The 25,408-nt window shown below is 56.8% G+C and carries 23 protein-coding genes and 2 tRNA genes; 7 read left to right on the top strand and 18 right to left on the bottom strand.

Annotated features, from left to right (window positions below):
* Positions 1 to 16 precede the first annotated feature (16 nt).
* The 15 genes from BN1135_RS05675 to ruvA all read right to left on the bottom strand — a co-directional run bounded on the left by BN1135_RS05675 (position 17) and on the right by ruvA (position 11,711).
* A tRNA-Val gene (locus BN1135_RS05675) sits at positions 17 to 92 on the bottom strand.
* 31 nt (positions 93 to 123) lie between these two features.
* A tRNA-Lys gene (locus BN1135_RS05670) sits at positions 124 to 199 on the bottom strand.
* Between the two features lie 174 nt (positions 200 to 373).
* Complete coding sequence (gene ybgF / locus BN1135_RS05665; protein ID WP_042019510.1) at positions 374 to 1,174, bottom strand: tol-pal system protein YbgF; 801 nt, start codon at positions 1,172 to 1,174, stop codon at positions 374 to 376.
* A 12-nt stretch (positions 1,175 to 1,186) separates the two neighbouring features.
* Positions 1,187 to 1,711 (bottom strand): peptidoglycan-associated lipoprotein Pal, encoded by a 525-nt coding sequence (gene pal, locus BN1135_RS05660; protein ID WP_042019509.1) that lies wholly within the window; start codon positions 1,709 to 1,711, stop codon positions 1,187 to 1,189.
* 49 nt (positions 1,712 to 1,760) lie between these two features.
* On the bottom strand, positions 1,761 to 3,086 hold the full coding sequence (tolB, locus tag BN1135_RS05655) for a Tol-Pal system beta propeller repeat protein TolB (RefSeq protein WP_042019508.1): 1,326 nt from the start codon (positions 3,084 to 3,086) through the stop codon (positions 1,761 to 1,763).
* A 94-nt stretch (positions 3,087 to 3,180) separates the two neighbouring features.
* Positions 3,181 to 4,356, bottom strand: coding sequence for a cell envelope integrity protein TolA (gene tolA / locus BN1135_RS05650; RefSeq protein ID WP_042019506.1), 1,176 nt, complete (start codon positions 4,354 to 4,356; stop codon positions 3,181 to 3,183).
* Positions 4,357 to 4,361: 5 nt separating this feature from the next.
* A complete protein-coding gene (gene tolR / locus BN1135_RS05645) occupies positions 4,362 to 4,808 on the bottom strand; it encodes a protein TolR (protein ID WP_042019505.1) in 447 nt (148 codons plus the stop codon).
* On the bottom strand, positions 4,808 to 5,500 hold the full coding sequence (tolQ, locus tag BN1135_RS05640; protein WP_042019503.1) for a protein TolQ: 693 nt from the start codon (positions 5,498 to 5,500) through the stop codon (positions 4,808 to 4,810). Before tolQ ends, tolR begins: the two co-directional genes overlap by 1 nt.
* Positions 5,490 to 5,897: a tol-pal system-associated acyl-CoA thioesterase gene (gene ybgC, locus BN1135_RS05635; RefSeq protein WP_042019502.1), complete on the bottom strand. Its 408-nt coding sequence runs from the start codon at positions 5,895 to 5,897 to the stop codon at positions 5,490 to 5,492. Before ybgC ends, tolQ begins: the two co-directional genes overlap by 11 nt.
* Before the next feature lie 106 nt (positions 5,898 to 6,003).
* Entirely contained in the window at positions 6,004 to 6,315 is a 312-nt protein-coding gene (locus tag BN1135_RS05630; RefSeq protein WP_042019501.1) for a cyd operon YbgE family protein, read from the bottom strand.
* A complete protein-coding gene (gene cydX, locus BN1135_RS21400) occupies positions 6,302 to 6,418 on the bottom strand; it encodes a cytochrome bd-I oxidase subunit CydX (RefSeq protein WP_042019500.1) in 117 nt (38 codons plus the stop codon). The genes BN1135_RS05630 and cydX overlap by 14 nt, the downstream gene beginning before the upstream one ends.
* A gap of 14 nt (positions 6,419 to 6,432) precedes the next feature.
* Positions 6,433 to 7,569 carry a cytochrome d ubiquinol oxidase subunit II gene (gene cydB, locus BN1135_RS05620; RefSeq protein WP_042019498.1) on the bottom strand — a complete coding sequence of 379 codons (1,137 nt, stop codon included), beginning with the start codon at positions 7,567 to 7,569 and terminating at the stop codon, positions 6,433 to 6,435.
* Between the two features lie 11 nt (positions 7,570 to 7,580).
* Positions 7,581 to 9,137, bottom strand: coding sequence for a cytochrome ubiquinol oxidase subunit I (locus tag BN1135_RS05615; RefSeq protein ID WP_042019496.1), 1,557 nt, complete (start codon positions 9,135 to 9,137; stop codon positions 7,581 to 7,583).
* 943 nt (positions 9,138 to 10,080) lie between these two features.
* Entirely contained in the window at positions 10,081 to 11,091 is a 1,011-nt protein-coding gene (gene ruvB, locus BN1135_RS05610; protein WP_042019494.1) for a Holliday junction branch migration DNA helicase RuvB, read from the bottom strand.
* 8 nt (positions 11,092 to 11,099) lie between these two features.
* Positions 11,100 to 11,711 (bottom strand): Holliday junction branch migration protein RuvA, encoded by a 612-nt coding sequence (gene ruvA, locus BN1135_RS05605; RefSeq protein WP_042019493.1) that lies wholly within the window; start codon positions 11,709 to 11,711, stop codon positions 11,100 to 11,102.
* A 260-nt stretch (positions 11,712 to 11,971) separates the two neighbouring features.
* Between ruvA and BN1135_RS05600 the strand changes: the two genes are divergently transcribed.
* Positions 11,972 to 13,981, top strand: coding sequence for a methyl-accepting chemotaxis protein (locus BN1135_RS05600; RefSeq protein ID WP_042019492.1), 2,010 nt, complete (start codon positions 11,972 to 11,974; stop codon positions 13,979 to 13,981).
* A gap of 100 nt (positions 13,982 to 14,081) precedes the next feature.
* Here BN1135_RS05600 and BN1135_RS05595 read toward each other — a convergent pair whose 3' ends face one another.
* From BN1135_RS05595 to BN1135_RS05585, 3 genes are all read right to left on the bottom strand, one after another.
* Positions 14,082 to 16,055 (bottom strand): bifunctional 2',3'-cyclic-nucleotide 2'-phosphodiesterase/3'-nucleotidase, encoded by a 1,974-nt coding sequence (locus tag BN1135_RS05595; RefSeq protein ID WP_042019489.1) that lies wholly within the window; start codon positions 16,053 to 16,055, stop codon positions 14,082 to 14,084.
* A gap of 135 nt (positions 16,056 to 16,190) precedes the next feature.
* Entirely contained in the window at positions 16,191 to 16,799 is a 609-nt protein-coding gene (gene lysE, locus BN1135_RS05590) for an L-lysine exporter (RefSeq protein ID WP_042019513.1), read from the bottom strand.
* A gap of 205 nt (positions 16,800 to 17,004) precedes the next feature.
* A complete protein-coding gene (locus BN1135_RS05585; RefSeq protein ID WP_042019486.1) occupies positions 17,005 to 17,781 on the bottom strand; it encodes a helix-turn-helix transcriptional regulator in 777 nt (258 codons plus the stop codon).
* Between the two features lie 62 nt (positions 17,782 to 17,843).
* Between BN1135_RS05585 and BN1135_RS05580 the strand changes: the two genes are divergently transcribed.
* From BN1135_RS05580 to BN1135_RS05555, 6 genes are all read left to right on the top strand, one after another.
* Positions 17,844 to 18,482 carry an acyl-homoserine-lactone synthase gene (locus BN1135_RS05580; protein ID WP_042019484.1) on the top strand — a complete coding sequence of 213 codons (639 nt, stop codon included), beginning with the start codon at positions 17,844 to 17,846 and terminating at the stop codon, positions 18,480 to 18,482.
* 199 nt (positions 18,483 to 18,681) lie between these two features.
* Positions 18,682 to 19,581 carry a LysR family transcriptional regulator ArgP gene (locus BN1135_RS05575; protein ID WP_042019483.1) on the top strand — a complete coding sequence of 300 codons (900 nt, stop codon included), beginning with the start codon at positions 18,682 to 18,684 and terminating at the stop codon, positions 19,579 to 19,581.
* Between the two features lie 100 nt (positions 19,582 to 19,681).
* Positions 19,682 to 21,718 carry an exoribonuclease II gene (locus BN1135_RS05570; protein ID WP_042019481.1) on the top strand — a complete coding sequence of 679 codons (2,037 nt, stop codon included), beginning with the start codon at positions 19,682 to 19,684 and terminating at the stop codon, positions 21,716 to 21,718.
* Positions 21,719 to 21,980: 262 nt separating this feature from the next.
* The gene (locus tag BN1135_RS05565; RefSeq protein WP_042019512.1) at positions 21,981 to 23,621 is read left to right on the top strand and encodes a sensor domain-containing diguanylate cyclase; all 1,641 of its coding nucleotides are present in this window, start codon (positions 21,981 to 21,983) and stop codon (positions 23,619 to 23,621) included.
* Positions 23,622 to 23,625: 4 nt separating this feature from the next.
* A complete protein-coding gene (locus BN1135_RS05560) occupies positions 23,626 to 24,729 on the top strand; it encodes an EAL and HDOD domain-containing protein (RefSeq protein ID WP_042019479.1) in 1,104 nt (367 codons plus the stop codon).
* 66 nt (positions 24,730 to 24,795) lie between these two features.
* Entirely contained in the window at positions 24,796 to 25,386 is a 591-nt protein-coding gene (locus BN1135_RS05555) for an HAD family hydrolase (RefSeq protein WP_042019477.1), read from the top strand.
* Positions 25,387 to 25,408: the final 22 nt, after the last annotated feature.

The following is a 25,408-nucleotide window of genomic DNA, read 5'->3' as shown; positions in this document are numbered from 1 at the left end:
CTTTTTACTACAAATATGGTGGTCGTTACTGGGATCGAACCAGTGACCCCCTCCTTGTAAGGGAGGTGCTCTCCCAGCTGAGCTAAACGACCTGGGAATTCTGTCTCCACCGAATGGAGAAAATGGTGGGTCGTGCTGGATTCGAACCAGCGACCAATTGATTAAAAGTCAACTGCTCTACCGACTGAGCTAACGACCCTCACCACGACCAGTTCCGACTGCATTACTGCTTCGGCCCTGACGGCGGCCTATAATACGGATTTAAACTCACGGTGCAACAGAAAATTCGTAATTTAAATCCGTTTGCTCACTGCGCGTACACCTGCAGGCCATTTTTACAGTACCGTTACGAAAACAGTGACATACGGCAATGTTACAGCTTGGCCAGACTCTGTTTGGCCAGCTGGGCTGGCGAGGTGTTGGGATAGCCCTTGATCACCTGCTCATAGAAGGATTTTGCTTCCGCCTTCTTGCCATCAAGCTGCGCCAGCATACCCAGCTTCAACAGAGCATCGGCACGCTTGGGAGACTTGCTGTATTTGTTAGCCACGGTCGAGAACTGGGCCGCAGCAGCAGTTCGGTCACCTTTGTTGAACAACAACTGGCCGAGCCAGTAGTGCGCATTGGGCACATAACCCGAATCGGGGTACTGCTTGATAAAACCCTGAAAAGCCGGAATGGCCTTGTCGTAGTTTTTCTCTTTGAGCACCATATTGACCGCCGCATCATAGGCCTGATTCTCATCCTGATTGGTTGAGTAATTGGCTGTAGCTGCCGGTGTGGCGGGGGTTGCCGGGGCAGTTGCTGCGGGGGCCGCCTGCTGACTGGTCGCAACCTTGTCGAGCTCCTGATAGAGCTGACGCTGACGCTCTTGCGACTGTTCCATCTGGTAGGTCTGTTGCTCCAGCTGACCACGCAGCTCGGAGACCTCCCCTTGCAGGGAGTCGACCTGTTGCTGCAATTCAGCCTGCAGCCGCAGACGAGCGTTGAGGGTGCGCTCTAGCAGGGCAACCCGATCGTCCAGGCTCCCGGTGGGCACAATGGCGCCAGCATTACTGCCATAAACAGCAGCACTGTTGCCACCGCTCAAATCGCTAACCGGCGCCGCAGCATGGGCCGCGACAGCAAATAAAACGGCCATCGAAATGGCCGCTTGCTTATACACAAAATTCATTCGGATCAAACCTTAGTAAACCAGAACCGCACGGCGGTTTTTGGCAAAGGCATCCTCGGTGTGGGTCATATCCAGCGGCTTCTCTTCGCCATAGCTGACGATAGAGAGCTGCTCAGCCTGCACACCCAGGGTTTGCAGATACTTGGCAACAGCCTTGGCACGACGCTCGCCCAGGGCGATGTTGTACTCAGGGGTACCGCGCTCGTCGGCGTGACCTTCGATCAGCACCTTGACGCTTGGACGCTCGCGCAGGTAGCTGGCGTGGGCATCCAGCAGATCAGCGTACTGACCCTGAATGTCGTAGCCGTCAAACGGGAAGTAGATGACGTTATCGCGTTGCAGCGCTTCGAACTTCTGACGCATCTGCTCTTCCGGGGACAACATACCGTTTGCGCCGCCGGTTTGTACACCGCCCATGCCGTCGGTCATACCTGACTCGGCGCCAGCAGCGTCAGAATCAGAAGAGGAGCTACAAGCGGCCAGGGTGAACAGTGGCAGTGCGATGGCCAAACCCTTGAGCAGTTTATTGAGTTGCATGCTTTTTCCTTAAACCTTTATAACAAAACAAAAAACAATTGGATTTTTATCAATTCAAGAAGGGCGACCAAGCTGGTGCACGTATTTCACCGCTACTGGTCGGAAGCACAGCCTTGAAGCGACCATCAGTCGATACCAATGCCAAACTCTTACGACCCTGATAGATGGTGGCATAAATGATCATGCTGCCATTGGGAGCCACACTTGGGGACTCGTCAAGCGCGCTCTGAGTCAGGACCAACTGGGCATTATTTTCCATGTCCTGACGGGCAATACGGTATTGCCCCTGAACACGGGTCACCATCACCATGATTTTGCCATCAGGAGTAATGGATGCACCCTGGTTGGATTCACCTTCCCAAGTCATCCGGCGAGTCATACCAGTCGCCAAATTTACGCTATAAATCTGGGGTTTGCCACCACGTTCAGAGGTGAACAACAAATTTTGCCCGTCCGGCAACCAGGAGGGTTCGGTGTCGATCACACGGCTGGTTGTAACCCGGGTCAGTTGCTTGCTAGCGACATCAACCACATAGAGGTTCGGCGAACCATCTTTGGAGAGAACGATAGCCAGACGACGACCATCTGGCGACCACTCCGGCGCCCCGTTGATACCACGGAAACTGGTGATCAGACTGCGCTGCTGGTTGTAGATATCCTGCACATAGATTTCGGACTTCTGGTTCTCAAAGCTGACATAAGCCAGCTTGCTACCATCCGGCGACCAGGAAGGCGACATCAGCGGCTCGCGGGAGCGCAGCAGGGTCTTCTCGTTGTAGCCGTCGTAGTCGGAGATCCGTAGTTGATAGGGGAACTGGGTTCCCTGCTGCACGGAAACGTAAGCCAAACGGGTCAGGAAGGCACCACGCTCACCGGTCAAACGCTCATAGACGATATCGGAGATGCGGTGGGCAAACTGGCGCATCTGGGCGCCCGGAATAGTCGCCATGCGGCTATCCAGGATGTAGCCGTTGCTCTCGCCACCTTGTGCCTTGGCCAACTGGCCTTTCAACACGTCGACCAGCTCGAAGTTGATCTTGTACGTGCCATCACCTACTGCAGAGATGGAACCGACCACCACGGCTTCAACCCCTTGGGAAGCCCATGGCGCGAAGTTGATCTCGCCACTGCTGCTCGGGGTCTGTGGCATCTGGCCACGGGCCAGCGGCTTGAATTTGCCACTGCGCATCAGGTCGTTGGAGACCACTTCCGCAATATCCTGCGGCAGTTGTCCATTACCTTCCCATTTGAAGGGCGCAACCGCGATGGGACGTGCGCTATCAATACCGCCGGTGATGACGATGTCCAGGGCCGCCTGGGCACTCTGGCCCAGCAACAAACAGCCAACCAAAGCAAAAAATACTTTTCTGATCATGGCTTAAATACTCGGTTCCAATAAAAATGAGAGGTTAAATTCCTTTCTCAGCGAGATGCTGCCAACCACTGTAAACAACCCCGTTTTATCACGCTTAGATATTCGGTTCTAACTTGAGATTAAATTCCTTCAATATCTCAAATGCCGCAGGATCCTTGGGCACAGGCAGTTGATTGGCTTTCAGGACAGCCGCCTTACCGGAACGACAGACCGCCGGGTCACCCTGGCCGTTATCTACCGATATGACAAAGCCAGTGCTCGCAAGACGTACGCCGATAGTACAGGTTTTGCCCCGCATGGTGGGATCCAAAATCATATACCGCTCAACCGTGGCCTTGATGAGAGCCGCATACTTGTCAACCTCACCCTGCGAGGCAGCAGATGCTGCCTGGCTGCGGGCATTGGCCTCAGCGGACAGTTGCTGCTGCATCATATCTTCCATCTCTTTTTGCAGCTTGGCTTGTTCGGCCGCTTTACGCTTGCGCTCTGCCGCGATTTTGGCCTGCTTGTCGGCCTCCGCCTTGGCTTTCTTCTCTGCGTCAGCTTTTGCCTTCTTGTCAGCCTCAGCCTTGGCCTTTTTCTCGGCATCAGCTTTGGCTTTTTTCTCAGCTTCCGCCTTGGCTTTCTTCTCAGCTTCCGCCTTGGCTTTCTTCTCGGCGTCGGCCTTGGCCTGCTTGTCAGCCTTGGCCTGCTTGTCAGCCTCGGCTTTTTTGGCCTTGGCCTCTGCCGCCTTGGCTTTCTCTTCAGCCTCTTTCTTCTCTTGTTCCTTTTTCTTCTTCAGCGCCAGCGCCTTGCTCTCGGCTTCGGCTGCTTTGCGCTCGGCTTCCGCCTTCTTGGTTTTCTGCTCTTCCAGCTTGCGCGCGTCCTCGGCTTTCTGGGTCTTCTCTTCCGCTTGCTTCTGCTCAGCGACTTTCTTCTGCTTCTCGGCTTCGGCCTTGCGAGTCGCCTCTTCGGCTTGTTTGCGTTTGGTCTCGGCGATGCGCAGCTGCTCCTGTTTCTGGGCCAGCTCACGTTTGGCGAGATCCGTGTCTTCCTTATCCTTCTCTTTCTCTACCTTCTGGGGCTTGGGCTGAGACTTTTGCTGCTGGATCTGCTTGGCCTGCTCGTTAAGAAAGTTTTCATCGAGCATGACGGCATTGACTATCTGGCCCTTCGATTCGGGCCGCTTCGGTTTACTGAAATCGACCCCGACCAGCAAAATGATGCCAATGATCAGATGCAGCAGCAGCGATGCGATGAGATAACCGGAAATACCACGCTTCACATCCATCTCCGTTAGTTCACCGGATCTGTCATCAGGCCAACCTGAGGCACGCCGGCATTCTTGAGCGCCACCATCAACAGGATCACCTCTTCGTAGCGCACCGCCTTGTCACCGGCGACCACTACAGGGGCATTCTGGTTGATCGCCAGATAGCCCATGGCTTTTTCGGTGATGTATTGCTGCATTGCCTCGGGCGTTCCTGCCGGTACCGGCTCGTCGTCTGCTTCACCAGCCTTGATGACGTATTCACCTTCGGTGTTCACGCTAACAATGAAGGGCGGTTTGGCATCTTCCGGCAACTGCTCGGACTCTGCCTGTGGCAAGTCAACCTTGACCCCCTGGGTGATCACTGGCGTGACCGCCATAAAGATGATGAGCAGCACCAGCATGACGTCGATATAGGGAACCACGTTGATCTCGCACACCTTCTTGCGCCGGATCCGCTGATAGGTTTGCATTACTGATCACCCTGCTGCTGCTGTGCAATTTGGCGGTTCAAAATGGTGGTGAACTCGTCCATAAAGTTGGCGTAGGCGTTCTCCAGCTTTTCTACCTTGTTGGTAAAGCGGTTATAGAAAATAACTGCAGGAATAGCGGCGAACAGACCCATGGCGGTGGCGATCAGTGCTTCTGCGATACCGGGGGCCACCATTTGCAGAGTGGCTTGCTGGACCTGACCCAGGGCGATAAAGGCGTTCATGATCCCCCAGACGGTACCAAACAGACCGATGTAGGGGCTGATTGAACCAATGGTCGCCAATACCGGCAGGTTGGATTCCAGCTCATCCACCGCACGGGAGAGAGAGACTCGCATGGCACGATAAGTACCGTCCATCACCGCATCCTGACCCCGGGCACCAGCCTTGAGCAAGCGGGCATACTCCTTGAAGCCGGAGTAGAAAATATCTTCCATGCCTTCAATATCATCACGGCGGGAAGAGGACTCCTGATAGAGGCGATTGAGATCGACACCAGACCAGAATCTGTCTTCAAACTGCTCCGAGGCAAGATGGGCGGCCTTGATCACTTTGGAACGCTGGATGATCAATGCCCATGAGACAATTGACATACTCATCAGAGTCATCATGACCAGCTTTACCAACAGACTGGCTTGCCAAAACAGGCCAATAAACGAAATTTCAGCGTGCACTTAACAGCACTCCCTTGATTTTTTCAGGTATTGCAACGGGTTTCATTTGCGGATGACTGACACAGGCTATCTGTACCATAGCCTGAGTGACCAGTCGCCCATCAGCCGCCAGGATCTGCTGTGAAAAACGCAGGGATGCGCGTTTCACTTCAATCACTTGCGTTATTACGTTCAGTAGTTCATTAAAACGGGCCGCCGAGCGGAAATCGATCTCGGTTCGACTCACCACAAACGCGTGTCCCTCCTGCAGCAAGAGGTCCTGTTCGACCCCTTTGGCACGAAGAAACTCGGTGCGAGCACGTTCCATAAACTTGAGATAATTGGCGTTGTAGACGATGCCCCCGGCATCGGTGTCCTCGTAGTAGACACGTACCGGAAACTCAAAGACTTCCCCCATAACAATCTGTGATCCATTCGACAGTCAGATGGGGGGCTATCATAGCGCAGGGCTGAATAGGAAAGAAGCAGGGGGAAGCAGGGAAATCCTGCCTCCCCCCCGTTTTTTATGAAAGGAAATATGAATGTGTCAGCCAGAGGCCATACAACAAACTGGGCCAGGCAAGCCAGGGGTTGAATAGCACCCGCCCGGGCAGACTTTTCAGATGAAAGCCAAGCCCGTTGAGCAGGCCACAACAGACAGCCCACATCAGTAAGGGAGCCAGCCAATAGCCATGTTCACTGGTATTGGCAGCGATCAGGTTGGGGGCCTGTAAAATAGCGACGGCCAACAAGGCCGCCGCGAGTAACATCAACCCCTGCCATGGCTGGCGCTCCAGTGGAGCTGCCAGCCTGGCGAGTCGATCATTTATTGTCATCGATCTGGCGATCCATGTTCTCGGTGTGTTCCAGCCACAGCGCATTGATGATGCCAAATGCGCAGGCCAGCAGCAGACCCAGGATCCAGGTGAAATACCACATATCAGGTCTCCTTCTTAGTAGAGCGATTGTTGGTTGTCTTCAATATGCTTGCTGGTCACCCGGCCAAACATCTTGATGTAAGTCCAGATGGTATAAGCCAGCACAATCGGTACGAAGATCGCTGCAGCCACCGTCATCACCTTCAAGGTGTTGAAAGAGGCGGTAGCATCCCACATGGTCAGACTCAGTGACGGCTCAAGACTTGAGGGCATCAAGAATGGGAACATGGAGAAACCGGCAGTGAGGATCACACCAGTAATCGCCAGCGAGGAGCTGGTAAAGGCCAGCCAGCCGATGTTCATTCTGGCAAACAGCGCGGTCAGCAGGCTCATGGCCAGACCCAGCACAGGCGCAGCAATCATCCAGGGATAGAGGCTGTAGTTGTTCATCCAGGCACCGGCCTGCACCATCACTTCCTTGTTCATCGGGTTGGAGACAGCATCGTGGGCGGCAGCCTTGACGATGACATAGCCATCCATGCCACTCACCCACCAACCGGCGGCAGCAAACAGCACCAGAGTGACCAGAGCGCAAATCGTCGCTGCGGTACGGGAACGCGCCAGCACCTCACCGTCAGTCTTCATCATCAGCCAGGTCGCGCCCTGGGTCACCAGCATGAACAGACTCACCAGACCAGCCAGAATGCCGAACGGGTTAAGCAGGCCAAAGAAGTTGCCGTGATAGGTCAACATCATGAACTGATTGAACTCGAACGGTACACCTTGCAGCAGGTTACCAAACGCCACACCAAACACGATGGGGGGAACCGTGCTGCCAGCAAACAGTGCCCAGTCCCAGTTACTACGCCATTTGGCATCTGCACGCAGAGAACGATACTTGAATCCAACCGGACGCAAAAACAGCGCCATCAGAGTCAGGATCATCGCGATATAGAAACCGGAAAATGTCGCGGCGTACACCATTGGCCAGGCAGCAAACAGGGCACCACCGGCGGTGACCAGCCATACCTGGTTACCCTCCCAATGGGGGCCCATGGTGTTAAGCATCACCCGGCGCTCGACATCTTTTTTGCCGACAAACGGGAGCAGTGTGCCTACCCCCATGTCGAAGCCGTCAGTGATGGCAAAGCCGATCAGCAATACGCCGACCAGAACCCACCAAATGACACGTAGCGTTTCATAATCAAACATGGTCACTCCCCTTATGCCTTGATCTGTTCAAAGTGATATTTGCCAGTCTTCAGGCTGCTTGGGCCGAGACGGGCATACTTGAACATCAGATACATCTCGATAACCAACAGCACGGTATAGAACAGGCAGATACCGATCAGAGAGAACCAGATTTCAGCAGCAGGCAAGTTGGACACTGACAGCGAGGTCGGCAACACTTCCGCGATAGTCCAGGGTTGACGGCCATACTCGGCCACGAACCACCCCGCTTCGATGGCGATCCACGGCAGCGGGATACCCCACAACAACCCTTTGAGCAACCACTTGCGCTCACCGATACGATGGCGCGCACTGTCCCAGAAGGCCAGGCCAATCAGCACCAGCATCAACATGCCGGTAGCCACCATGATGCGGAAGGCAAAGAACAGCGGCAGAACCTGCGGGATGGAGTCATCCACGGCGGCCTTGATCTGCTCGTCAGTGGCATCAGTCACATTGCTGGTGTAGCGCTTGAGCAGCAGACCGTAGCCCAGATCCTGCTTCACTTCATCAAAGCGGGCGCGGGTGTCGTCAGACTTGTCACCGGCTTGCAGCTGAGTCAGCAGATCGTAAGCGGTCATACCGTTGCGCACGCGCAGTTCGTGCTCGCTCTTCAGATCCTTCAGGCCGGTTACCTGACCGTCCAGTGAACGGGTCGCGATAATGCCCAGCGCATAGGGGATCTTGATGGCGTAGTCGGTGCGCATCTCTTCCTGATTCGGAATACCGAACAGGGTAAATGCGGCCGGAGCGGGTTCAGTTTCCCACTCAGCTTCGATAGCAGCCAGTTTCACCTTCTGTACTTCACCGGTCTCGTAACCGGATTCGTCACCAAGGATCAGCACTGACACGATAGAAGCCATACCAAACGCAGCTGCAATGGCGAAGGAGCGACGGGCAAACGCCACATCACGGCCTTTCAGCAGGTAGTAGGAGGAGATGCCCAGCACAAACATGGCACCGCAGGTGTAACCCGCCGCGACAGTGTGAACAAACTTGACCTGCGCCACCGGGTTGAACACCACGTCCGCGAAGCTCATCATCTCCATCCGCATGGATTCGAAGTTGAACTCGGCACCGACCGGGTTTTGCATCCAGCCGTTAGCAACCAGGATCCAGAGGGCGGAGAGGTTGGTACCCAGCGCCATCAACCAGGTGGCCGCCAGATGCTGATGCTTGCTCAGACGATCCCAACCAAAGAAGAACATACCGACGAAGGTGGACTCCAGGAAGAAGGCCATCAGCCCTTCGATAGCCAACGGGGCCCCGAAGATATCGCCGACATAATGGGAGTAATACGCCCAGTTCGTCCCGAACTGGAACTCCATGGCCAGGCCTGTGGTTACCCCCAAGGCGAAGTTGATACCAAACAACTTACCCCAGAACTTGGTCATGTCCCGGTAGATAGTGTTGTTGGTCATCACATAGACAGATTCCATGATCGCCAGAAGGAAGGCCATTCCCAGCGTCAGGGGTACAAACAAAAAGTGATAAAGAGCCGTCGCAGCGAATTGAAACCGCGATAGGTCTACCACATGCTCAGCAATCATGATGTTTCCTCACCGATTATTGGCACGGCTATTTTAAGTTTTAAGAACAAAGCTTCCGCTGGTGGTTATCGAACAAATCCCGTTGTGAGACACCACAACAAAGCCCCTTCAATAACGACCAATATTAACAACAAGGCAATACATGAGAACAAAAGAAACTAATGTTTAACATTTTCAAAACAATAAGCTTGAATTGATTCTCGCCCATGATGACGGTGGTTTTATATCACCTTTATTTGATTGAAATCAATGTAAAAGGGCCCGCAATACATGGCTTTGAAAGGCATTTTTAATCTATTTCACGATTATTGACGCGAGCCAGATCACAAAACATGACAAAGCGTAAAACATTGATTTAAATCAATTTAAGAATTTAACATCCCACCACCCCGTTTAATTTGAAAAGCGTGGATAAGGCTCCTTTTTCCATGTTATCCAGGTCAGGCAATCTGATTCGAAAACTCAATTTAAAACTGCAAAGAATGCATACTCATGCGAACCAATTCCACCAACCGAGACATTAGATAAACTAATTTGAAGATTGCAATTTTTCTTGTTTGCCCGGGTCGATTCTAACTCCTACAATGCGCCTCGCAGTGAGGGCATACCCTTGGATACAGGCCGGTTAATCGGGGTTCACGGTACGTATTCGACTATCTATCTGAACCCGTTTATTGGAATCGAAGATGAAAAAGTTTGTTGCTAAAACCATCCGTTACTACAAGCTTTCCTTTGTTCAGCTCTATCAAATGAACCGACTCTAAGAGCTCGCGACGGCTCACCTGTTTATTTTCCGGTCTGTGTCCAGACGCACTCACTGTCTGTGAACATCCACCCTGAATTGTCTTTGCCCACCGCACCTGCCGTGGGCTTTTTTATTGTTGATGAAAAATGATAATAAAAAACCGCCTCTGACGGCGGTTTCACATTCAAACGACTTTTTTTACTTATCATCTGGTCGCTGAAGACCGAAATGCGCATAAGCTCGTGTGGTCGCTATCCGTCCTCTGGGTGTACGTTGCAGATACCCCTGCTGGATCAGATAAGGCTCCAGCACATCTTCGATAGTGTCTTTCACCTCTCCGATCGCCGCAGCCAGATTATCAAGGCCTACCGGGCCGCCCATAAACTTGTCTATCACAGCCAACAATAGCTTGCGGTCCATGAAGTCAAATCCTTCGTTATCGACGTCCAGCATGTCCATCGCGCGGGCTGCGATGGGGCCATCGATCCGGCCATCGGATTTCACCTGGGCAAAATCACGCACCCGCCTTAACAGCCGGTTAGCAATTCGTGGCGTGCCGCGGGCGCGACGCGCGATCTCGATAGCCCCATCCTCGGTCATCTCCAGCCCCAGACAACGGGCACTGCGCGAGACGATATCGGTCAGGTCCTTGACGTTATAGAACTCCAACCGCTGGACGATACCAAAACGATCCCGCAGCGGACTGGTAAGAGAGCCGGCCCGGGTAGTGGCGCCGATCAGGGTGAACGGCGGCAGATCCAGCTTAATGGAGCGGGCGGCGGGGCCCTCTCCGATCATGATGTCGAGCTGGTAATCCTCCATCGCCGGATAGAGCACTTCCTCTACCACCGGACTGAGACGGTGGATCTCATCGATAAACAGCACATCGTTCGGTTCGAGGTTGGTGAGCAGCGCCGCCAGATCCCCCGCTTTCTCCAGCACCGGGCCTGAGGTGGTCTTGATATTGACCCCCATCTCGTTGGCGACGATGTTGGCGAGGGTGGTTTTGCCCAGCCCCGGCGGACCAAAAATCAGCAGGTGGTCAAGTGCCTCGCCCCGTTGCCTGGCCGCTTCGATAAAGATTTCCATCTGCGCACAGACAGTATCCTGACCGGTATAGTCAGCCAGCTTCTTGGGACGGATCGCCCGATCGATAATCTCATCCTCGCGCTCGGCGCTTGCCGAAATGAGTCGGTCTGCTTCAATCATCAACTACCTCACAAGCTACGCAGGGATTCACGGATGATCTCTTCTACCGACATCCCATCGACGGCGATCTTGCTGACGATTTGACTCGCCTGCTGCGGTTTGTAACCGAGCGAAATCAGTGCGCTGACCGCCTCATCTGCGGCGTCTGGCGCACGCAACTCGGATGTCCCGGCAGGCAAGGCCACCATGGCCGGCGAGAAGAGATCGTGGCTAACCCATCCCTTGAGGCGATCCTTCATCTCTACCACCAGCCGCTCGGCGGTTTTCTTGCCGACTCCCGGTAACTTGACCAGCGAGCTTATCTCTTCCCGTTCGACGCAGATGACGAACTGGCTGGCAGTCATGCCGGAGAGAATGGCCAGCGCCAACTTGGGACCGACCCCATTGGTCTTGATCAACTCGCGAAACAGCGCCCGTTCCTGCTTGTGATTGAAGCCATAGAGCAACTGGGCATCTTCTCGCACCACAAAATGGGTGTGGATAGCCGCCTCTTTGCCGATTTCCGGCAAGTCATAGAAACAGCTCATCGGCATCTGCACCTCATAGCCTACCCCGCCTACTTCCAGCAAAACCTCGGGGGGCTGTTTTTCAATGACAATGCCTCTCAAGCGACCAATCACGGCTCTCTCCTCACCAACACAGCTATTCGTAAATTGGCTCATAGCATAAAGAATAACTGGATAAGTATCCAGCATAGGGCTGCGACACCCGCGTGGTCAGAGAGGCTTTTTATCCAATTTGCCACCATGCTTGATTTCGTACAGCCAGAGCTCGGGATGCTCCAACACAGCACCGGGTTATGGCCGGGGGATAAACCGCTACACTAAACCCGTTCGGAACCGAAACTGGTGCCAATGTCGATACCAAGGAAGGCCATCACATGAAAATTGTTACCACCTCCAATCTGGGTCTTGCCATCTTGCTCAGCTGCACGCTGGGCATGGGGGTCGTGGGCTGGTATGGCAGCCAGCGGCTGGCCAATCTGCTCTCCTATGTACTGGGGGCTGCCTGGCAGACCGCCGACGGCGCCATGGAGGGCTCCATAGAGCTGGGCAATCAGCAACTCCACATCCAGAAGATGCAAAACGGCACACAGCTCAATCGCGCCGAACTCGATGCCGCCAAGGCGGCGACCGATGATGCGCTGGCCCGGGTCAGCCAGGGGCAGCTCATTGATGGCGCAGCCCTTGCCACCATGGATCAGCACAAGCAGGCCTATCAACAGCAGCAAGAGAAGCTGCTGGCGCTCTATCACGCCTATACCGAGGTGGATCAGGCCCTGCATCACAACGCCGATCTGATGGCCCGCCTCTCGACCCAGCTGGAGGTGATCGGTGATGGCGCGGTAGAGGCGCTGACCCAATCCCCCGACCAGAGCATCAGCTGGAACAGCGGCCTCTCCACCCGCTGGGAAGCGGCCGATGGCGGCATGGAATCCAACATCGGCTTTTTGCGCCAGCTCTATGCGCTGGAGAAGATGCGCAGACAGGGGGTAACGGAGGCGATCAAGGCCGAGCTGAAAGAGGCGACCGATTTCTACCATGAAGCGATCGACAGCATGCTCGGCACCGGGCTGTTCGATATCGAGGGCACCGGGGAGTTTGCCGGCAAGACGCTGGCGACACAGTATCGCGCCCTGTTGGCCCAACATCAGCAACTGATGGGACAGTGGATCGAGGCGCTCGGCAGCTATCAGGCCCAGCAAGCCGTCTATGAGGCCAGTGCGGATGAGCTGCGACAACAGCTGGTTGCCATCGAAGCGAGCGGCGATGCCACCGTCGAGGATCAGGTAGCCCAGCTCAACGGCATCATCAGCCAGACCCGCACCCTGCTGCTGAGTGGCCTGCTGCTGAGCCTGATCATGGTGACCCTCTGCGGTCTCTGGTTGACCCGCAAGCTGGTGACCCCGCTGCTGCAAGTGGACAAGCGGATGCAGGATATCGCCGCCGGCGAGGGGGATCTCAACGCCCGCATCAACCTGCAGCGGGATGACGAGATAGGTTCGCTGGCCAACAGCGTGGATCGCTTCATCGAGAAATTGCAGAAGATGATCAGCTCCACCATGGACAACAACCAGCACATCAGTGAACACGTCCACACCTCGGTCAACCGGGTGGAAGCGATCAGCCAAAGCAGCCGCCAGACCGCCGAGCATGCGCTGGCCCTGCACCATGACAGTGAACAGATGGTGCAGGTGGCCACCACCATTTCGGACAACTGCAGCATGGCGGCCCACAATGCCAACGAAGTGCGCCAGCTGACCACTGAAAGCAGCCAATACGTCGCCTCTGCCAGCGCGGGCATGCAGCGGGTGGTGCAGGAGGTGAGCGAGTGCGCCATCGCCATCAACTCCCTCAAGGAGCAGGCGGGCCAGATTGGCCAGATCATCTCCACCATCAGCGGTATCTCGGAGCAGACCAACCTGCTGGCCCTCAATGCGGCCATTGAAGCGGCCCGCGCGGGGGAGATGGGCCGTGGCTTTGCGGTGGTCGCTGACGAGGTGCGCACCCTGGCTAATCGCACCGCCACCTCCAGCGCCGAGATCAGCCAGGTGATCAGCAGCATCCAGCAGCAGACCGAGACCGCCTACCTGATGATGCAGCGCAACCTCAAGACGGTGGAGTCCGGCATGCAGGACTCCGAGAACACCAAGCAGATCCTGTTCAAGGTGGAAGGCGCCATCGACCAGCTGGCCGACATGGTGCAGCAGGTGGCCGTGGCTACCGGGCAGCTGTCACACACCCTGAGTCACTCCTCTGACAAGGTCTCCGGTATCAGCCTGCAAGCCAGAACCGGCGAACAGGAGGCACAGGAGTGCCTGCAACTCGCCTCCTCCCTCCATCAGGCCAGCCTGCTGCAACAACGTCTGCTCTCCCAGTTCCGGGTGTAGCCAGCCCCCGCCGAGCCCGGCGCAAAAAAATGCCAGTCCGCGTTAACGGACTGGCATTTACTTTTCTGCGGGCCGGACAAACCGTCCGGCCATCAGCGAGTTACTGGCGAACCAAACGGTAGATGGCGTAGCCCGGGTGCTTCTCGTCATCCATCGGCAGGGTGGACTGATAGGCCAGATCCTCGCCCGCCAGCGCCTTGGCCTCTTCACGGGGTGATGAGTAGAGACGAACATCCACTCCGGCAGGCAGCGCCTTCATATGCCAGTTGTTGTCGGCAGCCGGGCTGAACCCTTGCGGATTGCTGGCAGAGTGTGACTTCAGATACTGAGCCACGACTTCACGCGTCTCGAAGGGATCTTCATGCACCACACTGCTGCCATCCACGCCCGGGAAATGGCCACCACCGCTACCGCGATAGTTGTTGGTCACCACATAGAACTTCTGGGCCGGATCGATGGGCTTGCCGTTGAAGGTCAGGTTGCTGATCCGCTGACCGTCGCTCACCTTCTCCCCTTCCTTGTTGTAACGGGCAGGTTGGGTGATATCCACCTCGTAATTGACCCCGTCGATCACATCGAAGTTGTAGGTGGGGAACTTCTCGTTCACCAGCCACTGCACCTCGCCCTTGGCCGGATCAACCCAGTTGAACTGACCGGCGCTCATCTCCAGCCACTCCTTGACGGTGGCACCGTTCACCTCGACCACCTGCAGGGTGTTGGGATAGATGTAGAGGTCGGAGACGTTGCGCAGGGAGATATCCCCCGCCGTCACATAGGTGAAGTCAGTAATGCCGTTGCGGCCACCGCGGAACGGGGCAGCAGCAGAGAGGATTGGATAGGACTCCTTGAGCAGGCCATCCTTTTGCAACTGCTCGGCATGCTGGCGCTGGGCATCGCTCACCAGCTGCACCGAGGGGTCATCCTGCACCAGTGCAAAGAAGCTGTGGATGGAGGAGGTGATCTTGCCGAGCGGGCGATCCAGCCACTGGTTGGTCGCGTCGTGATCCGCCTTGACCAGGGCCACCACTTTTTCGTCCACCTTGCTCCCTTCGCTGGAGTCAATCTGGCGCAAGGCTGATTGGCTATGCTTCACCTGCCACTTGCCATCAACCTGCTCCAGCTTGAGATCGATGATCCCCAGATGGTTGCCCCAGAAGCCCGGCATCACGGTGGGAATCCCGTTCAAGGTGCCCGTCTGGTTATCCACCAGCGGCAGATCCGGGAAGTCGCCGGGGAAGTTCTTGTGGGCATGACCCAGCATCAGGGCATCGATCCCCGCCACTTTGGCCAGATGCCAGGCCGCGTTTTCCATCATGGCTTCGTAACTGCCGGCATTGATCCCCGTGTGAGCGACCACCACCACCACGTCGGCCCCCTTGGCGCGCAGCTCGGGCACATAGTGGTTGGCAGTTTCAACCATGTCGGCCACCACTACCTTGCCTTCCAGATGACGCTTGTCCCACTGCAGCACCTGCGGCGGAGTCAGCCCCAGAATGCCGACCTTGACGGTCTGCGGCTGCCCCTTGTCATCCTTCACCTGACGATCAAGCAGCAGATAGGGGGTAAATTGGTTGCCGCTCCAGTCGATCTTGCCGTTGCCATCGCGCTTGAACGAACCGGCATCGAACACGTTGGCGTTGACGTAGGGGAAGTTGGCCCCCTTGATGATCTTGCCCAGATAGTCGAGACCGTAGTTGAACTCGTGGTTGCCAAGGTTGCCCACGTCATAACCCAGTTCATTCAGCGCCTTGATGGCCGGATGGGCCTGCTTGTCGAGGTAGCCTGAACCCGATTGCTCGAAAATGTAGTCCGCCAGCGGCGAGCCCTGGATCAGGTCACCATTGTCGAGCAGCAGGTTGTTGGGGTTCTCGGCACGGGCGGCGCGGATCAGCAGTGCGGTGCGGGAGAGACCGAATTTGCGATCCTCCTTGTTCTGGTAGTAGTCATAACCCAGCACATTGGAGTGAATATCGGAGGTCTGGATCAAGCGCAGCGAAACGGCACCGGGCTGTTCCTGCTTCTCTGCACCACAGGCAGATAGCAGCACGATGGAGGCGATGACGCCCAATTTCATGGTTCTATTCACTGAGTTTTCCTGATTGGTATCTGGCGAGTCACAAGGGTGGGCAATTTAGCAGAGGAATATGCCAAAAACAGGCGTCGTGATTAATTTTTATGACGCCAAGCAGCAAAAATACCCAACGCCCCATCAACCACCGGTGGCGAGCTGCAGCGCCAGCGTCAACATGATGACACCCACCAGCAGATCAATCCCCCGCTGTACCCGACCCCGAGCCAACCAGGGGGCCAGCGCCGCCGCCCCCAGCGCCAGCGAGTAGAACCACACCAGCGAGGCCAGCATGGCGCCTGCGGCAAAGGCCGGACGCAGGGACTCGCTCACCTGACTGCCAAGGGAGCCGAGCAGCATCAGGGTATCGAGATAGACGTGGGGATTGAGCAGCGTGACCCCCAGCGTCATCGCCAGCACGCTTTTGGCCCCCATCTGCTGAGTCGAGTCGGCAAGCCCCTCCCCCTTACCGCGCCAGGCACTGAGCAGGGAGCGGCCACCAAACCAGCCGAGAAACAGCACGCCGCCCCAGGTGAGCAGTGCCATGCCGATGGGGCTGGCAGCCAGCACATTGGCCCCGCCAAATACGCCAATGGCAATCAGGGTGAGATCGCAGAAGCTGCAGAGCGTGGCAGTCAGCAGATGGTGATTGCGATAGATGCCCCGGCTCAGCACAAAGGCATTCTGGGCACCGATGGGGATGATCATGGCAAGACCGATGGTGAAGCCTTGCAGTGTCGTTGCGAGCATCATGGAGAGTACCGTCCGAAGTGATGAATGAGCGGCACTATAGCGATGGCGGTTCCTTCTTAGAAATTCATTGATTTACTGATTGATTCATTTTGCTAATGACTCGGACTCATTCCAGCAGTGCGAAGCCCCATCCGAAACCAATAGTCAATAGCAGGATCTGACAATTGAGCGTCCGCCCCTCAGCCCCGAAAATCAGCAGGTTCTATTGCATCAGCTTGGGGAAGTTGGTGACCACTACATGCTCAAGATTCGGCAGCAAAATGCCACTGCTAATCCCCTTGGCAATGGCCTGATAACGATTCATTGAGCCGGTTTTGCGAGTGACCTGATTGAGGTGGTAATTCACCGTGCGTTCGGTGATCCCCAAAATGCAGGCGATCTCCCCCGATGTTTTCCCCTCACTGGCCCAGAACAGGCATTCGGTCTCGCGATCCGTCAGGGCGGCATGTTGATCCGAATCCCTCAGGCGCACAACCCGGATTGCCGCCTCGAAGATGTAGTTGGCCATCCAGGAGAGGATCGGCGAGGACTCCAGCAACAGATCGCTCGAAGCCCGCTCGGAGGTGATGAAGGAGAGGATACCGGTCTCCCCGGCGGCACCGTGCAGGGGGAAGGAGATGCCGTTGCGCAGGCCGAACTCGGCTGCCAGCCCCATCACGTCCATGGTCCCCTCCTGCAGAAAACTGGCCCGCTCATCGAGGCGATTCCAGTAGATAGGCAGCGTCTGCTTGCGTGCCAGCTGAATCACAGGGTCGCACGCCAGCATGTTGTTATCGGTATAGGTCTGTACCCAGGAGACAGGACACTGATTAAACAGCACCACTTTGGGTCTTTGCATCGACATCGGAATGATCAGGGTAAAGCCGTAATAGTCATAACCCATATCGACCGTGAAACGACCAATCAATCCGGCAAGACGGTCACCATCCGTCACCGAAGTGAAATGTTCCAGATACTCAAACAGTTGCTCTTGTTTCATATGCTAGCCCCCCTGGCCAAGCTTCTGATTATAACGGCGAACAGGCAGAGAGAGAGTTCATAATGTTGGTTTTCAAAGGAAAATTGAGAGATCATCCACGAAACGCCGTAGAGAACGAACTCTATCAATTTCGAAATCGCGTCTTTTCTGACCGGCTAGGCTGGGATGTCGAGTCTTATCACGGTTTGGAACGCGACAGCTTTGACACGCCAGACACCCATTGGGTACTGATCGAAGATGAACAAGGGGTCTGCGCCTGCATTCGTCTGCTCAGTTGTGCCAGTGCCTATATGCTGCCCACCATCTTTCCCACCGCTCTTGCCGGTGAAAGCGCACCACGCACTGCCGATGTCTGGGAACTCACCCGTCTGGCTATCGATGCGGCCCGCGCTCCGCGCATGACCAATGGTGTTAGCGAGCTGACCTGCGTACTCCTTCGCGAAGTCTATGCATTTGCTACAGCCAACGGAATCAAAGAGCTGGTTGGCGTAGCCAGCCTGCCCGCAGAGCGCATTTTCCGTCGCCTCGGCATACCAATGGCTCGTCTGGGCCATCGTCAAGCGGTGGGTCTGGGCGCAGTCAAAGGTGTCGGTCTGCGCTTTTATCTTGATGAGCGATTTGCCAAGGCGGTCTCGCAGCCGCTCATCGGGCACTATCAAACTGCCCGCTATCGCTCGCACGAGCTGGCGGCCCAGCTATAAAAAATCCCGGGCAAACCGACCCGGGATAAATATATCGCTACGATCCCGCAGGGCTACCCCTTGCGGCATTTGGCAGTATCCCCCCTCAACGGCATGACTACTACTGTCAAAAATCACAGCACAACGCCCCTTCCGCCGCCCATTGTTGTCCCCTGCCGACTGACGTAGAGTCGGCCCTGATGCAACGGGAGAAGAGACGATGAAAGAGTTGGACTACAAACTGCTGCGCGCGCTGGATGCAGTGCTGCAGGAGCAAAACTTCGATCGCGCGGCCAGGTCACTGCATATCACCCAGTCGGCCATCTCCCAGCGGATCAAGCAGCTGGAGCAGCAGTTTGCCGAGCCGCTGCTTATTCGCAGCCAGCCATTACAGGCCACACCGCTCGGCCAGAAACTGCTGGCCCACTACCGTCAGGTGCATCAGCTGGAGCTCGAACTGGCTGGCGAGCTGGCCCCTGTCGAGCCGCAGGGGCCGATCCGGATCAGCATCGCCGTCAACGCCGACAGCTTGGCTACCTGGTTTTTGCCCGCCATCGCTCCGCTGCTGGAGCAGCACCCTATCGAACTGAACCTGCTGGTCGATGACGAAAATCGCACCCTCGACAAAGTGCGGGAAGGGCAAGCCTTCGGCGCAGTCAGCCTACATGCCCACCCCTTAGCCGGTTGCTGTGTCGACGAGCTGGGCGAGATGCACTACCTGCTCACCGCCAGCCCTGCCTTTGTGGCTCGCCACTTTCCTCACGGCATGACCCGGGAGGCGCTGGCCAAGGCACCGGCGGTGGCATTCGATCAGCGCGATGATATGCATATCAGCTTTATGCGTGAACACTTCGGGCTGGAGCCAGGCGGTTATCCCTGCCATACCGTCCATTCGTCGGAAGCCTTCGTCGCCATGGCCGAGCAGGGACTGGCCTACTGCCTGATCCCCGAATTGCAGATCAGAGGCCAGCTGGCCGCCGGTTCGCTGGTCAACCTCAGTCCCGACCATGTTCTGACGGAACGGCTCTACTGGCACCGCTGGGTGCTGGAAAAAGGCATTCACAAGCAGTTGTCACTTGGCTTGATCGACCACGCCCGTTCACAGTTGAAACCACGCTGAGCAGGCCATTCGCCTTGGCTTTGGAGGGCTAAAAACGTATAGTGCTGGGCGATCCTTCATCAGGTCTCCACCCAGGTTATCCACTTCAGGTTCCTCACTTATGTTCCAAGACAATCCGCTGCTGGCCCAGCTCAAGCAACAAATCCGCGAAAATATCCCCAAGAAAGAGGGTGTGATCCGCGCCTCGGATCGGGGCTTCGGCTTTCTGGAGGTCGATGAGAAAACCAGCTATTTCGTCCCGCCTCCCTACATGAAAAAGGTGATGCACGGAGACCGGGTGAGCGCCCTGATCCGCACTGAAAAAGACAAGGAAGTAGCTGAGCCGGATACCCTGCTGGAGCAGTCGGTCACCCGTTTTGTGGCCCGGGTCAAGCTGTTCCGTGACCGCCTCAACGTGGTCGCTGATCACCCGCTTATCAAGGATGCCATCAAGGCCCGCGCCAAGAAGGGCATGGATGAGAAAGAGTTCAAGGAAGGGGACTGGGTGGTTGCCACCCTCAAGCGTCATGCCCTGAGTGACGGCAACTTTTCGGCCGAAATCATTGAGAAAATTTCCGCCGAAGAAGATCACAACGTGCCCTGGTGGGTGGTGCTGGCGCGCCACAATCTGGCTCAAATTGAACCAGCAGATCTGCCCGAGTGGAAGGTGATCGAAGAGCAGGAGCTGCCCCGCACCGACCTGACTGATGTGCCTTTCTTCACTATCGACGGCGCCAAGACCAAGGATATGGATGACGCCTTGTCGATCCGTAAACTCGACAACGGCTGGGAGCTGCTGGTCGCTATCGCCGACCCGACCGCCTATGTTGCTGAAGGTAGTGAGCTGGACAAAGAAGCCGCCAAGCGCGCCTTCACCGTCTATATGCCGGGCCGCAACGTACCGATGATCCCGCGCACCCTCTCCGACGAGCTCTGCTCCCTGAAAGAGGGTGAGGAGCGCAATACACTCTGCGCCCGCCTGCTGATCGCCGAAGATGGCCTGCTGCTGGAAGATACCGAATTCTTCGCTGCCCGCATCGTCTCCCATGCCCGTCTCAACTATGACGAGGTCTCCGACTGGGCCGAGCATGGCAAAGAACTGACCATCGACGCTGGCGTAATGGCTCAGCTGCCGCTGATGAAAGCCATGACCGAGGCGCGTATCGCCTGGCGCACCGAGCACGCGCTGGTGTTCCCGGATCGTCCCGACTATGACTTCGAGCTGGGCGAGAATGGTGAAGTGCTGGCCATCCACGTTGAGCCACGCCGCATCGCCAACCGGATGATCGAAGAGTCGATGATCGCGGCCAACATCTGTGCCGGTCGTGTGCTGGGCAAGAGCGTCGGTTACGGTATCTTCAACGTCCACACCGGTTTCGATGAAGAGTCCCTCGATGGCGCCATCGAACTGCTGCAAACCGCCGAAGCCCCGTTCGAGCGCGACGAGATCGCCAGCCTCTCCGGTTTCTGTGCCCTGCGCCGCTGGATCGACAACCTCGACACCCGCTGGCTGGATGGCAAGATCCGCCGCTTCCAGAGCTATGCGCTGATGTCCGCCGAGCCGGGTGCTCACTACGGTCTGGGTCTGGATGCCTACGCCACCTGGACCTCACCGATCCGTAAATACGGCGACATGGTCAACCATCGCCTGCTCAAGGCAGTCATCGCTGGCAAGACGCCGGGTGAGCGCCCAAGCGAAGAGCTGACCGAGCACCTGACCGAATGCCGCCGCCTGCACCGCAGGGTCGAGCGCGATATCGGCGACTGGCTCTATGTCCGTTACCTCAAGGCTGCCGCCGGCACCGATCAGCTGTTCAACGCCGAGATCATCGACGTGATGCGGGCCGGTCTCAAGCTGCGTCTGCAGGAGAACGGTGCCGTGGTGTTCATGCCTGCCCGCCACATCCTCGACAACAAGGATCGGCTGGAGTGCAACTGGGACAACGGCCGCGTCTATCTCGACAAGACCGAGGTGATCTACGAGCTTGGTCAGGTTATCGAGGTCAAGCTGAGTGAAGCGGTGGAAGAGACCCGCTCCCTCATCGCCAAACCGGCAGTCGCGCTGGTACCGGGCCCAGCACCGGAAGCACCGGTTGCCGAGAGCGCACCGGCCGATAGCAGTGAAACGCCAGCGGATGCTGCCCCCAAGGCAGAATAAGCCGCGCAGAGTAATCAGATCTGCCCGAGAGCCCGCCATCGTGCGGGCTCTCTTTTTTGCCCCGCATCCTGCCCTGCAAGCTGCCATACACACCGCTACAGCGCACAGTTCTCGCCACGATTGGCAGAAAATGCAGTGAATGTTTCCACCAACAGCGCTGAAAGCAACCGTTATGTGCGCCACCTCTCCTTTCTGACATTTTAATCAACAAAAAAGAAGTTTATACTCGTTTGGGCACAACCCAAAGGATATGGACATTGGTATGCAGGCATGGGATCCGGAACACTTCAGCAACTTCGCCCAACTGTGCGAAGTGAGCCTCGCCACCATTCATGAAAAAACCGATGCCGAATGCCTCTATCTGTGGCTAAAAACCCCCGAGCCCCAGCTCTACAGCTTTCAGCTGGATCAGGGGCTGACCACCCTGGATCTTGCCCATCTCGCGCAATTACCCCTGCCCCACCACCTGATCGACCAGGCTCTAGACAAGGGACAGCTGGTGATCGAGCAGATCCACCAGCCATCAAATTCAGACAAAAACGCCATATCAGTTCAGCCCAGGCTACGTGCCTGCTTTCCCCTCAAACGGCACCTGAGGCTGGAAGGGGTCATCTATCTGGAGACCCACCGCCGCATCGACCGCCTCTCCTCCCGTCAGCACCAAGGGATCCAGCTCCTTATCCACTATCTGACCGCAGAACTGAGCAACCACCTGCTCTCCAGTCAGGTGGACCAGGAGCGGGTGCAACGTCAGCATACCCAGACCGATCTGGTGCAGAGCCAGGCGCTGCAAGGCTCCTTCCTCAACATGCTGCAAGCACTGCACATGGTCTGTATCACCCTCTCCCGTAGCCGCAGCGAAAACCAGCTGCTGCGGGATGCTGTGCTGTTGGCGCGGCAGGAGCTGCAGTTTGACCGGGTCGCCATCTTCCTGATCGCGCCCGACGGCAAGACCATGCACGGCACCTGGGGCACTAGCGAAGAGGGTGAGCTGGTCGACGAACATGCGTTCATCAGCCCCATCCCGGAGCATCCCACCGTGCAGGAGGCACTAAAGCGCAAAGACTACGTACTGGTACTGGAAGATGCCCCCCTCTACTACGAACAGCAGCAGGTGGGACGTGGCTGGAACGCCATGGTATCGCTGTGGGATGGCGCTACCCCCATCGGTTGGATTGCCGCCGACAATCTATTGTGGCACCGACCACTCAAAGCCTATCAGAGCGAGATATTCAAACAGTACGCCGCCATGTTGTCACAACTGTTGATCCGCCAGCGCACCCAGGATCAGTTGGAGCAGCTCAATCACCAGCTGGAAGCGAGAGTCACCGAGCGCACCATACAACTGGCCAATACCAACCGGGCGCTGGAAGAGGCTAACCACCGCCTATCCCTGCTCTCGCTGGAAGATCCCCTCACCGGCATCGCCAACCGCCGCCAGTGGAACATCACCATGCAACGGGAGTGGGAGTGGGCAAGGCGCACCCAGAACCCGCTGGCGGTACTGATGATCGATGTCGACCAATTCAAGGCCTACAACGACCACTTCGGCCACGCCAAAGGGGATCTCTGCCTGCAACAGGTGGCCCAGGTACTACGGGATGCGGAACGACGCTGCACCAATCTGGTCGCCCGTTACGGCGGGGAAGAGTTCGTCATCCTGCTGTGCGCGCCCCAGCCCGGTGAAGCCGAGCAGCTGGCGGCACTGATCCATAGCGAACTGGCTCAATTAAAACTGCCTCACCCCGCCTCGCGGGTTGCTGATTTCATTACCGTTAGCATAGGCTTTAGCTATCTGGTTCCCTCCCGGCACGAGGCATGGCAGACCCTGATCGAGCAAGCGGACCAGGCGCTCTACCACGCCAAAGCACAAGGGAGGGCACGCACTCTGGCCTATCGGTGATCCCATGCTGTTGCGTCGTTACCCCATCTTCAATCGTCGCCTGGCTCTGGTGGCCTACGGCATCGACTATCAGCTCAGCTCACCGGCCGAATGGCCTTCACTGGCGCAACATTGCCGCCTGCTGGCGCAGGGGCGTCAATATCTGGTGCCGTTCACTCACGAACAACTCGATGAACAGCGCCCCCTGCTGCTGGATCAGGATGCGATCCCGCTGGTTGAGGCGTCGAGCGAACGGCTACCCAGCTCGTTTCCGGTGCTGGAACAGTGGCGCGACAGCCGACGCCGACTGGCGGTGCACGGTGCCAACCGGGATCCACGCTGGCTCGGTGCCAGTCGCATGCTGGTGTTCTGGATGGGAGAAGAGGGGATCTGCCAACCCACCGAACACAAGCGGATGGCGCTCAATATCGAAACCTGGGCTGACTTTCTCCCCCTCAGAGAGAGCGGTGTCGACTTCTTTGCCGGTGGCTTTCTCGCTCGCCCCGAACTGGTTAACCAGCGAGCAAACAAACCCGACATGGTGCTGGTGCAGCAGATCCTCCAGCTTATCTGCCACGAGGAGTTCTCTTTTTCCCAAGTGGCTCGCTTGCTCGAGCAAGACACCTCGCTGCCCGGTCAGTTGATCACCTATGTCAACTCCCCCGGTTTTGATCACGCCAGCCCCATCACCTCGGTGTCCCGCGCCCTCTCCTATCTGGGGGAGCAGGAGATCCGCAAGTTTGTGCTGATCAATGGTCTGGCCAAAATGAGCCAGCATATGCCAGAGGCCTGCACCCGGATCGCCATTGCCCGCGCCCGTTTCTGTGAGCTGATTGCCCTCACCTCGCAGGGCAAAGCCGAGGCGAGCTGGGCCTTTCTGGTGGGGCTGGTGCTCGACGGCTCCATGCTGTCGGAGCCGCTGATGGCTCACTTGCCAAAAAGTGTGAAGCGGGCCATCGAATTGCACGAAGGGCCACTGTTTCACCTGTTCCAGCTAGCCAGCACTTATGAACAGGGCAACTGGGCCCTGCTGGAGCAACTTGCCCCCAAATACCAACTCGCTCCTGCCAAGCTCACCCCTGTCTATTTTCAAGCGCAAATGTGGGGGCAAGCGTTTCTCACCCGTTAGGTGATGGCAAGCCGGGGAGTCACTGGCTAAAATGGGCCCCCTTATTTCCAAGACAGACTCCGCACCATGACCCTTTCCGGATTCCAAGGCCTGGTCTTTGACCTTGATGGCACCCTGGTCGACTCCATGCCACTGCACCTCGCCGCCTGGGAGCATGCCGCCCGCGAGTTTGGCTTTCACTTCGATGCCGACTGGTTCTATGAACTGGGCGGCATGCCGAGCCGCAAGATCGCCCTGCTGGTCGCGCAAGAGCAACAGCTCCCCCTCGATCCACTCGCCGTAACCCGCTGCAAAACCGAGCACTATGTCGCCAACCTGCACAAGGCCACCGTCTTCCCGGCCATGCAGGCACTGGTCGAGCGCTATCACGGCGTTATCCCGATGGGGATCGGCACCGGCTCGCCCCGCGTCAACGCCGAAGCGGTGCTGCGCAACACCGGGCTGGATCGCTACTTCTCCGTCGTCGTCACTGCTGACGACGTGGAACTGCACAAACCCAATCCGGATACCTTCCTGCTGGTCGCCAGCAAGCTGGGGGTCGCGCCGTCAGGCTGTCTGGTGTTTGAAGATACCGGCATCGGGGTACAGGCAGGAAAAGCCGCAGGAATGCAGACCTGTATGGTCAAAGAGGGCAAGCCGATCGGGCTAACGGAGTGATGCAGAAACAGATATCGCCCTG

The organism is Aeromonas sobria, from assembly GCF_000820145.1.
GTDB lineage: Bacteria > Pseudomonadota > Gammaproteobacteria > Enterobacterales > Aeromonadaceae > Aeromonas > Aeromonas sobria.
This window is presented reverse-complemented; position numbering and strand designations above follow the sequence as displayed.

What these genes read in the sequence shown, in the direction of transcription:
- BN1135_RS05600 (WP_042019492.1), top strand. Translation starts at nt 11,972, where the DNA reads ATGAAAATTGTTACCACCTCCAATCTGGGTCTTGCCATCTTGCTCAGC.
- BN1135_RS05555 (WP_042019477.1), top strand. Translation starts at nt 24,796, where the DNA reads ATGACCCTTTCCGGATTCCAAGGCCTGGTCTTTGACCTTGATGGCACC.
- ybgC (WP_042019502.1), bottom strand. Translation starts at nt 5,897, where the DNA reads ATGGGGGAAGTCTTTGAGTTTCCGGTACGTGTCTACTACGAGGACACC.
- tolR (WP_042019505.1), bottom strand. Translation starts at nt 4,808, where the DNA reads ATGCAAACCTATCAGCGGATCCGGCGCAAGAAGGTGTGCGAGATCAAC.
- BN1135_RS05575 (WP_042019483.1), top strand. Translation starts at nt 18,682, where the DNA reads ATGAAAGAGTTGGACTACAAACTGCTGCGCGCGCTGGATGCAGTGCTG.
- ybgF (WP_042019510.1), bottom strand. Translation starts at nt 1,174, where the DNA reads ATGAATTTTGTGTATAAGCAAGCGGCCATTTCGATGGCCGTTTTATTT.
- BN1135_RS05585 (WP_042019486.1), bottom strand. Translation starts at nt 17,781, where the DNA reads ATGAAACAAGAGCAACTGTTTGAGTATCTGGAACATTTCACTTCGGTG.
- tolA (WP_042019506.1), bottom strand. Translation starts at nt 4,356, where the DNA reads ATGGATGTGAAGCGTGGTATTTCCGGTTATCTCATCGCATCGCTGCTG.
- BN1135_RS05565 (WP_042019512.1), top strand. Translation starts at nt 21,981, where the DNA reads ATGCAGGCATGGGATCCGGAACACTTCAGCAACTTCGCCCAACTGTGC.
- BN1135_RS05630 (WP_042019501.1), bottom strand. Translation starts at nt 6,315, where the DNA reads ATGACAATAAATGATCGACTCGCCAGGCTGGCAGCTCCACTGGAGCGC.
- ruvB (WP_042019494.1), bottom strand. Translation starts at nt 11,091, where the DNA reads ATGATTGAAGCAGACCGACTCATTTCGGCAAGCGCCGAGCGCGAGGAT.
- BN1135_RS05595 (WP_042019489.1), bottom strand. Translation starts at nt 16,055, where the DNA reads ATGAAATTGGGCGTCATCGCCTCCATCGTGCTGCTATCTGCCTGTGGT.
- cydX (WP_042019500.1), bottom strand. Translation starts at nt 6,418, where the DNA reads ATGTGGTATTTCACCTGGATCCTGGGTCTGCTGCTGGCCTGCGCATTT.
- lysE (WP_042019513.1), bottom strand. Translation starts at nt 16,799, where the DNA reads ATGCTCGCAACGACACTGCAAGGCTTCACCATCGGTCTTGCCATGATC.
- BN1135_RS05615 (WP_042019496.1), bottom strand. Translation starts at nt 9,137, where the DNA reads ATGATTGCTGAGCATGTGGTAGACCTATCGCGGTTTCAATTCGCTGCG.
- tolB (WP_042019508.1), bottom strand. Translation starts at nt 3,086, where the DNA reads ATGATCAGAAAAGTATTTTTTGCTTTGGTTGGCTGTTTGTTGCTGGGC.
- pal (WP_042019509.1), bottom strand. Translation starts at nt 1,711, where the DNA reads ATGCAACTCAATAAACTGCTCAAGGGTTTGGCCATCGCACTGCCACTG.
- BN1135_RS05580 (WP_042019484.1), top strand. Translation starts at nt 17,844, where the DNA reads ATGTTGGTTTTCAAAGGAAAATTGAGAGATCATCCACGAAACGCCGTA.
- BN1135_RS05560 (WP_042019479.1), top strand. Translation starts at nt 23,626, where the DNA reads ATGCTGTTGCGTCGTTACCCCATCTTCAATCGTCGCCTGGCTCTGGTG.
- BN1135_RS05570 (WP_042019481.1), top strand. Translation starts at nt 19,682, where the DNA reads ATGTTCCAAGACAATCCGCTGCTGGCCCAGCTCAAGCAACAAATCCGC.
- cydB (WP_042019498.1), bottom strand. Translation starts at nt 7,569, where the DNA reads ATGTTTGATTATGAAACGCTACGTGTCATTTGGTGGGTTCTGGTCGGC.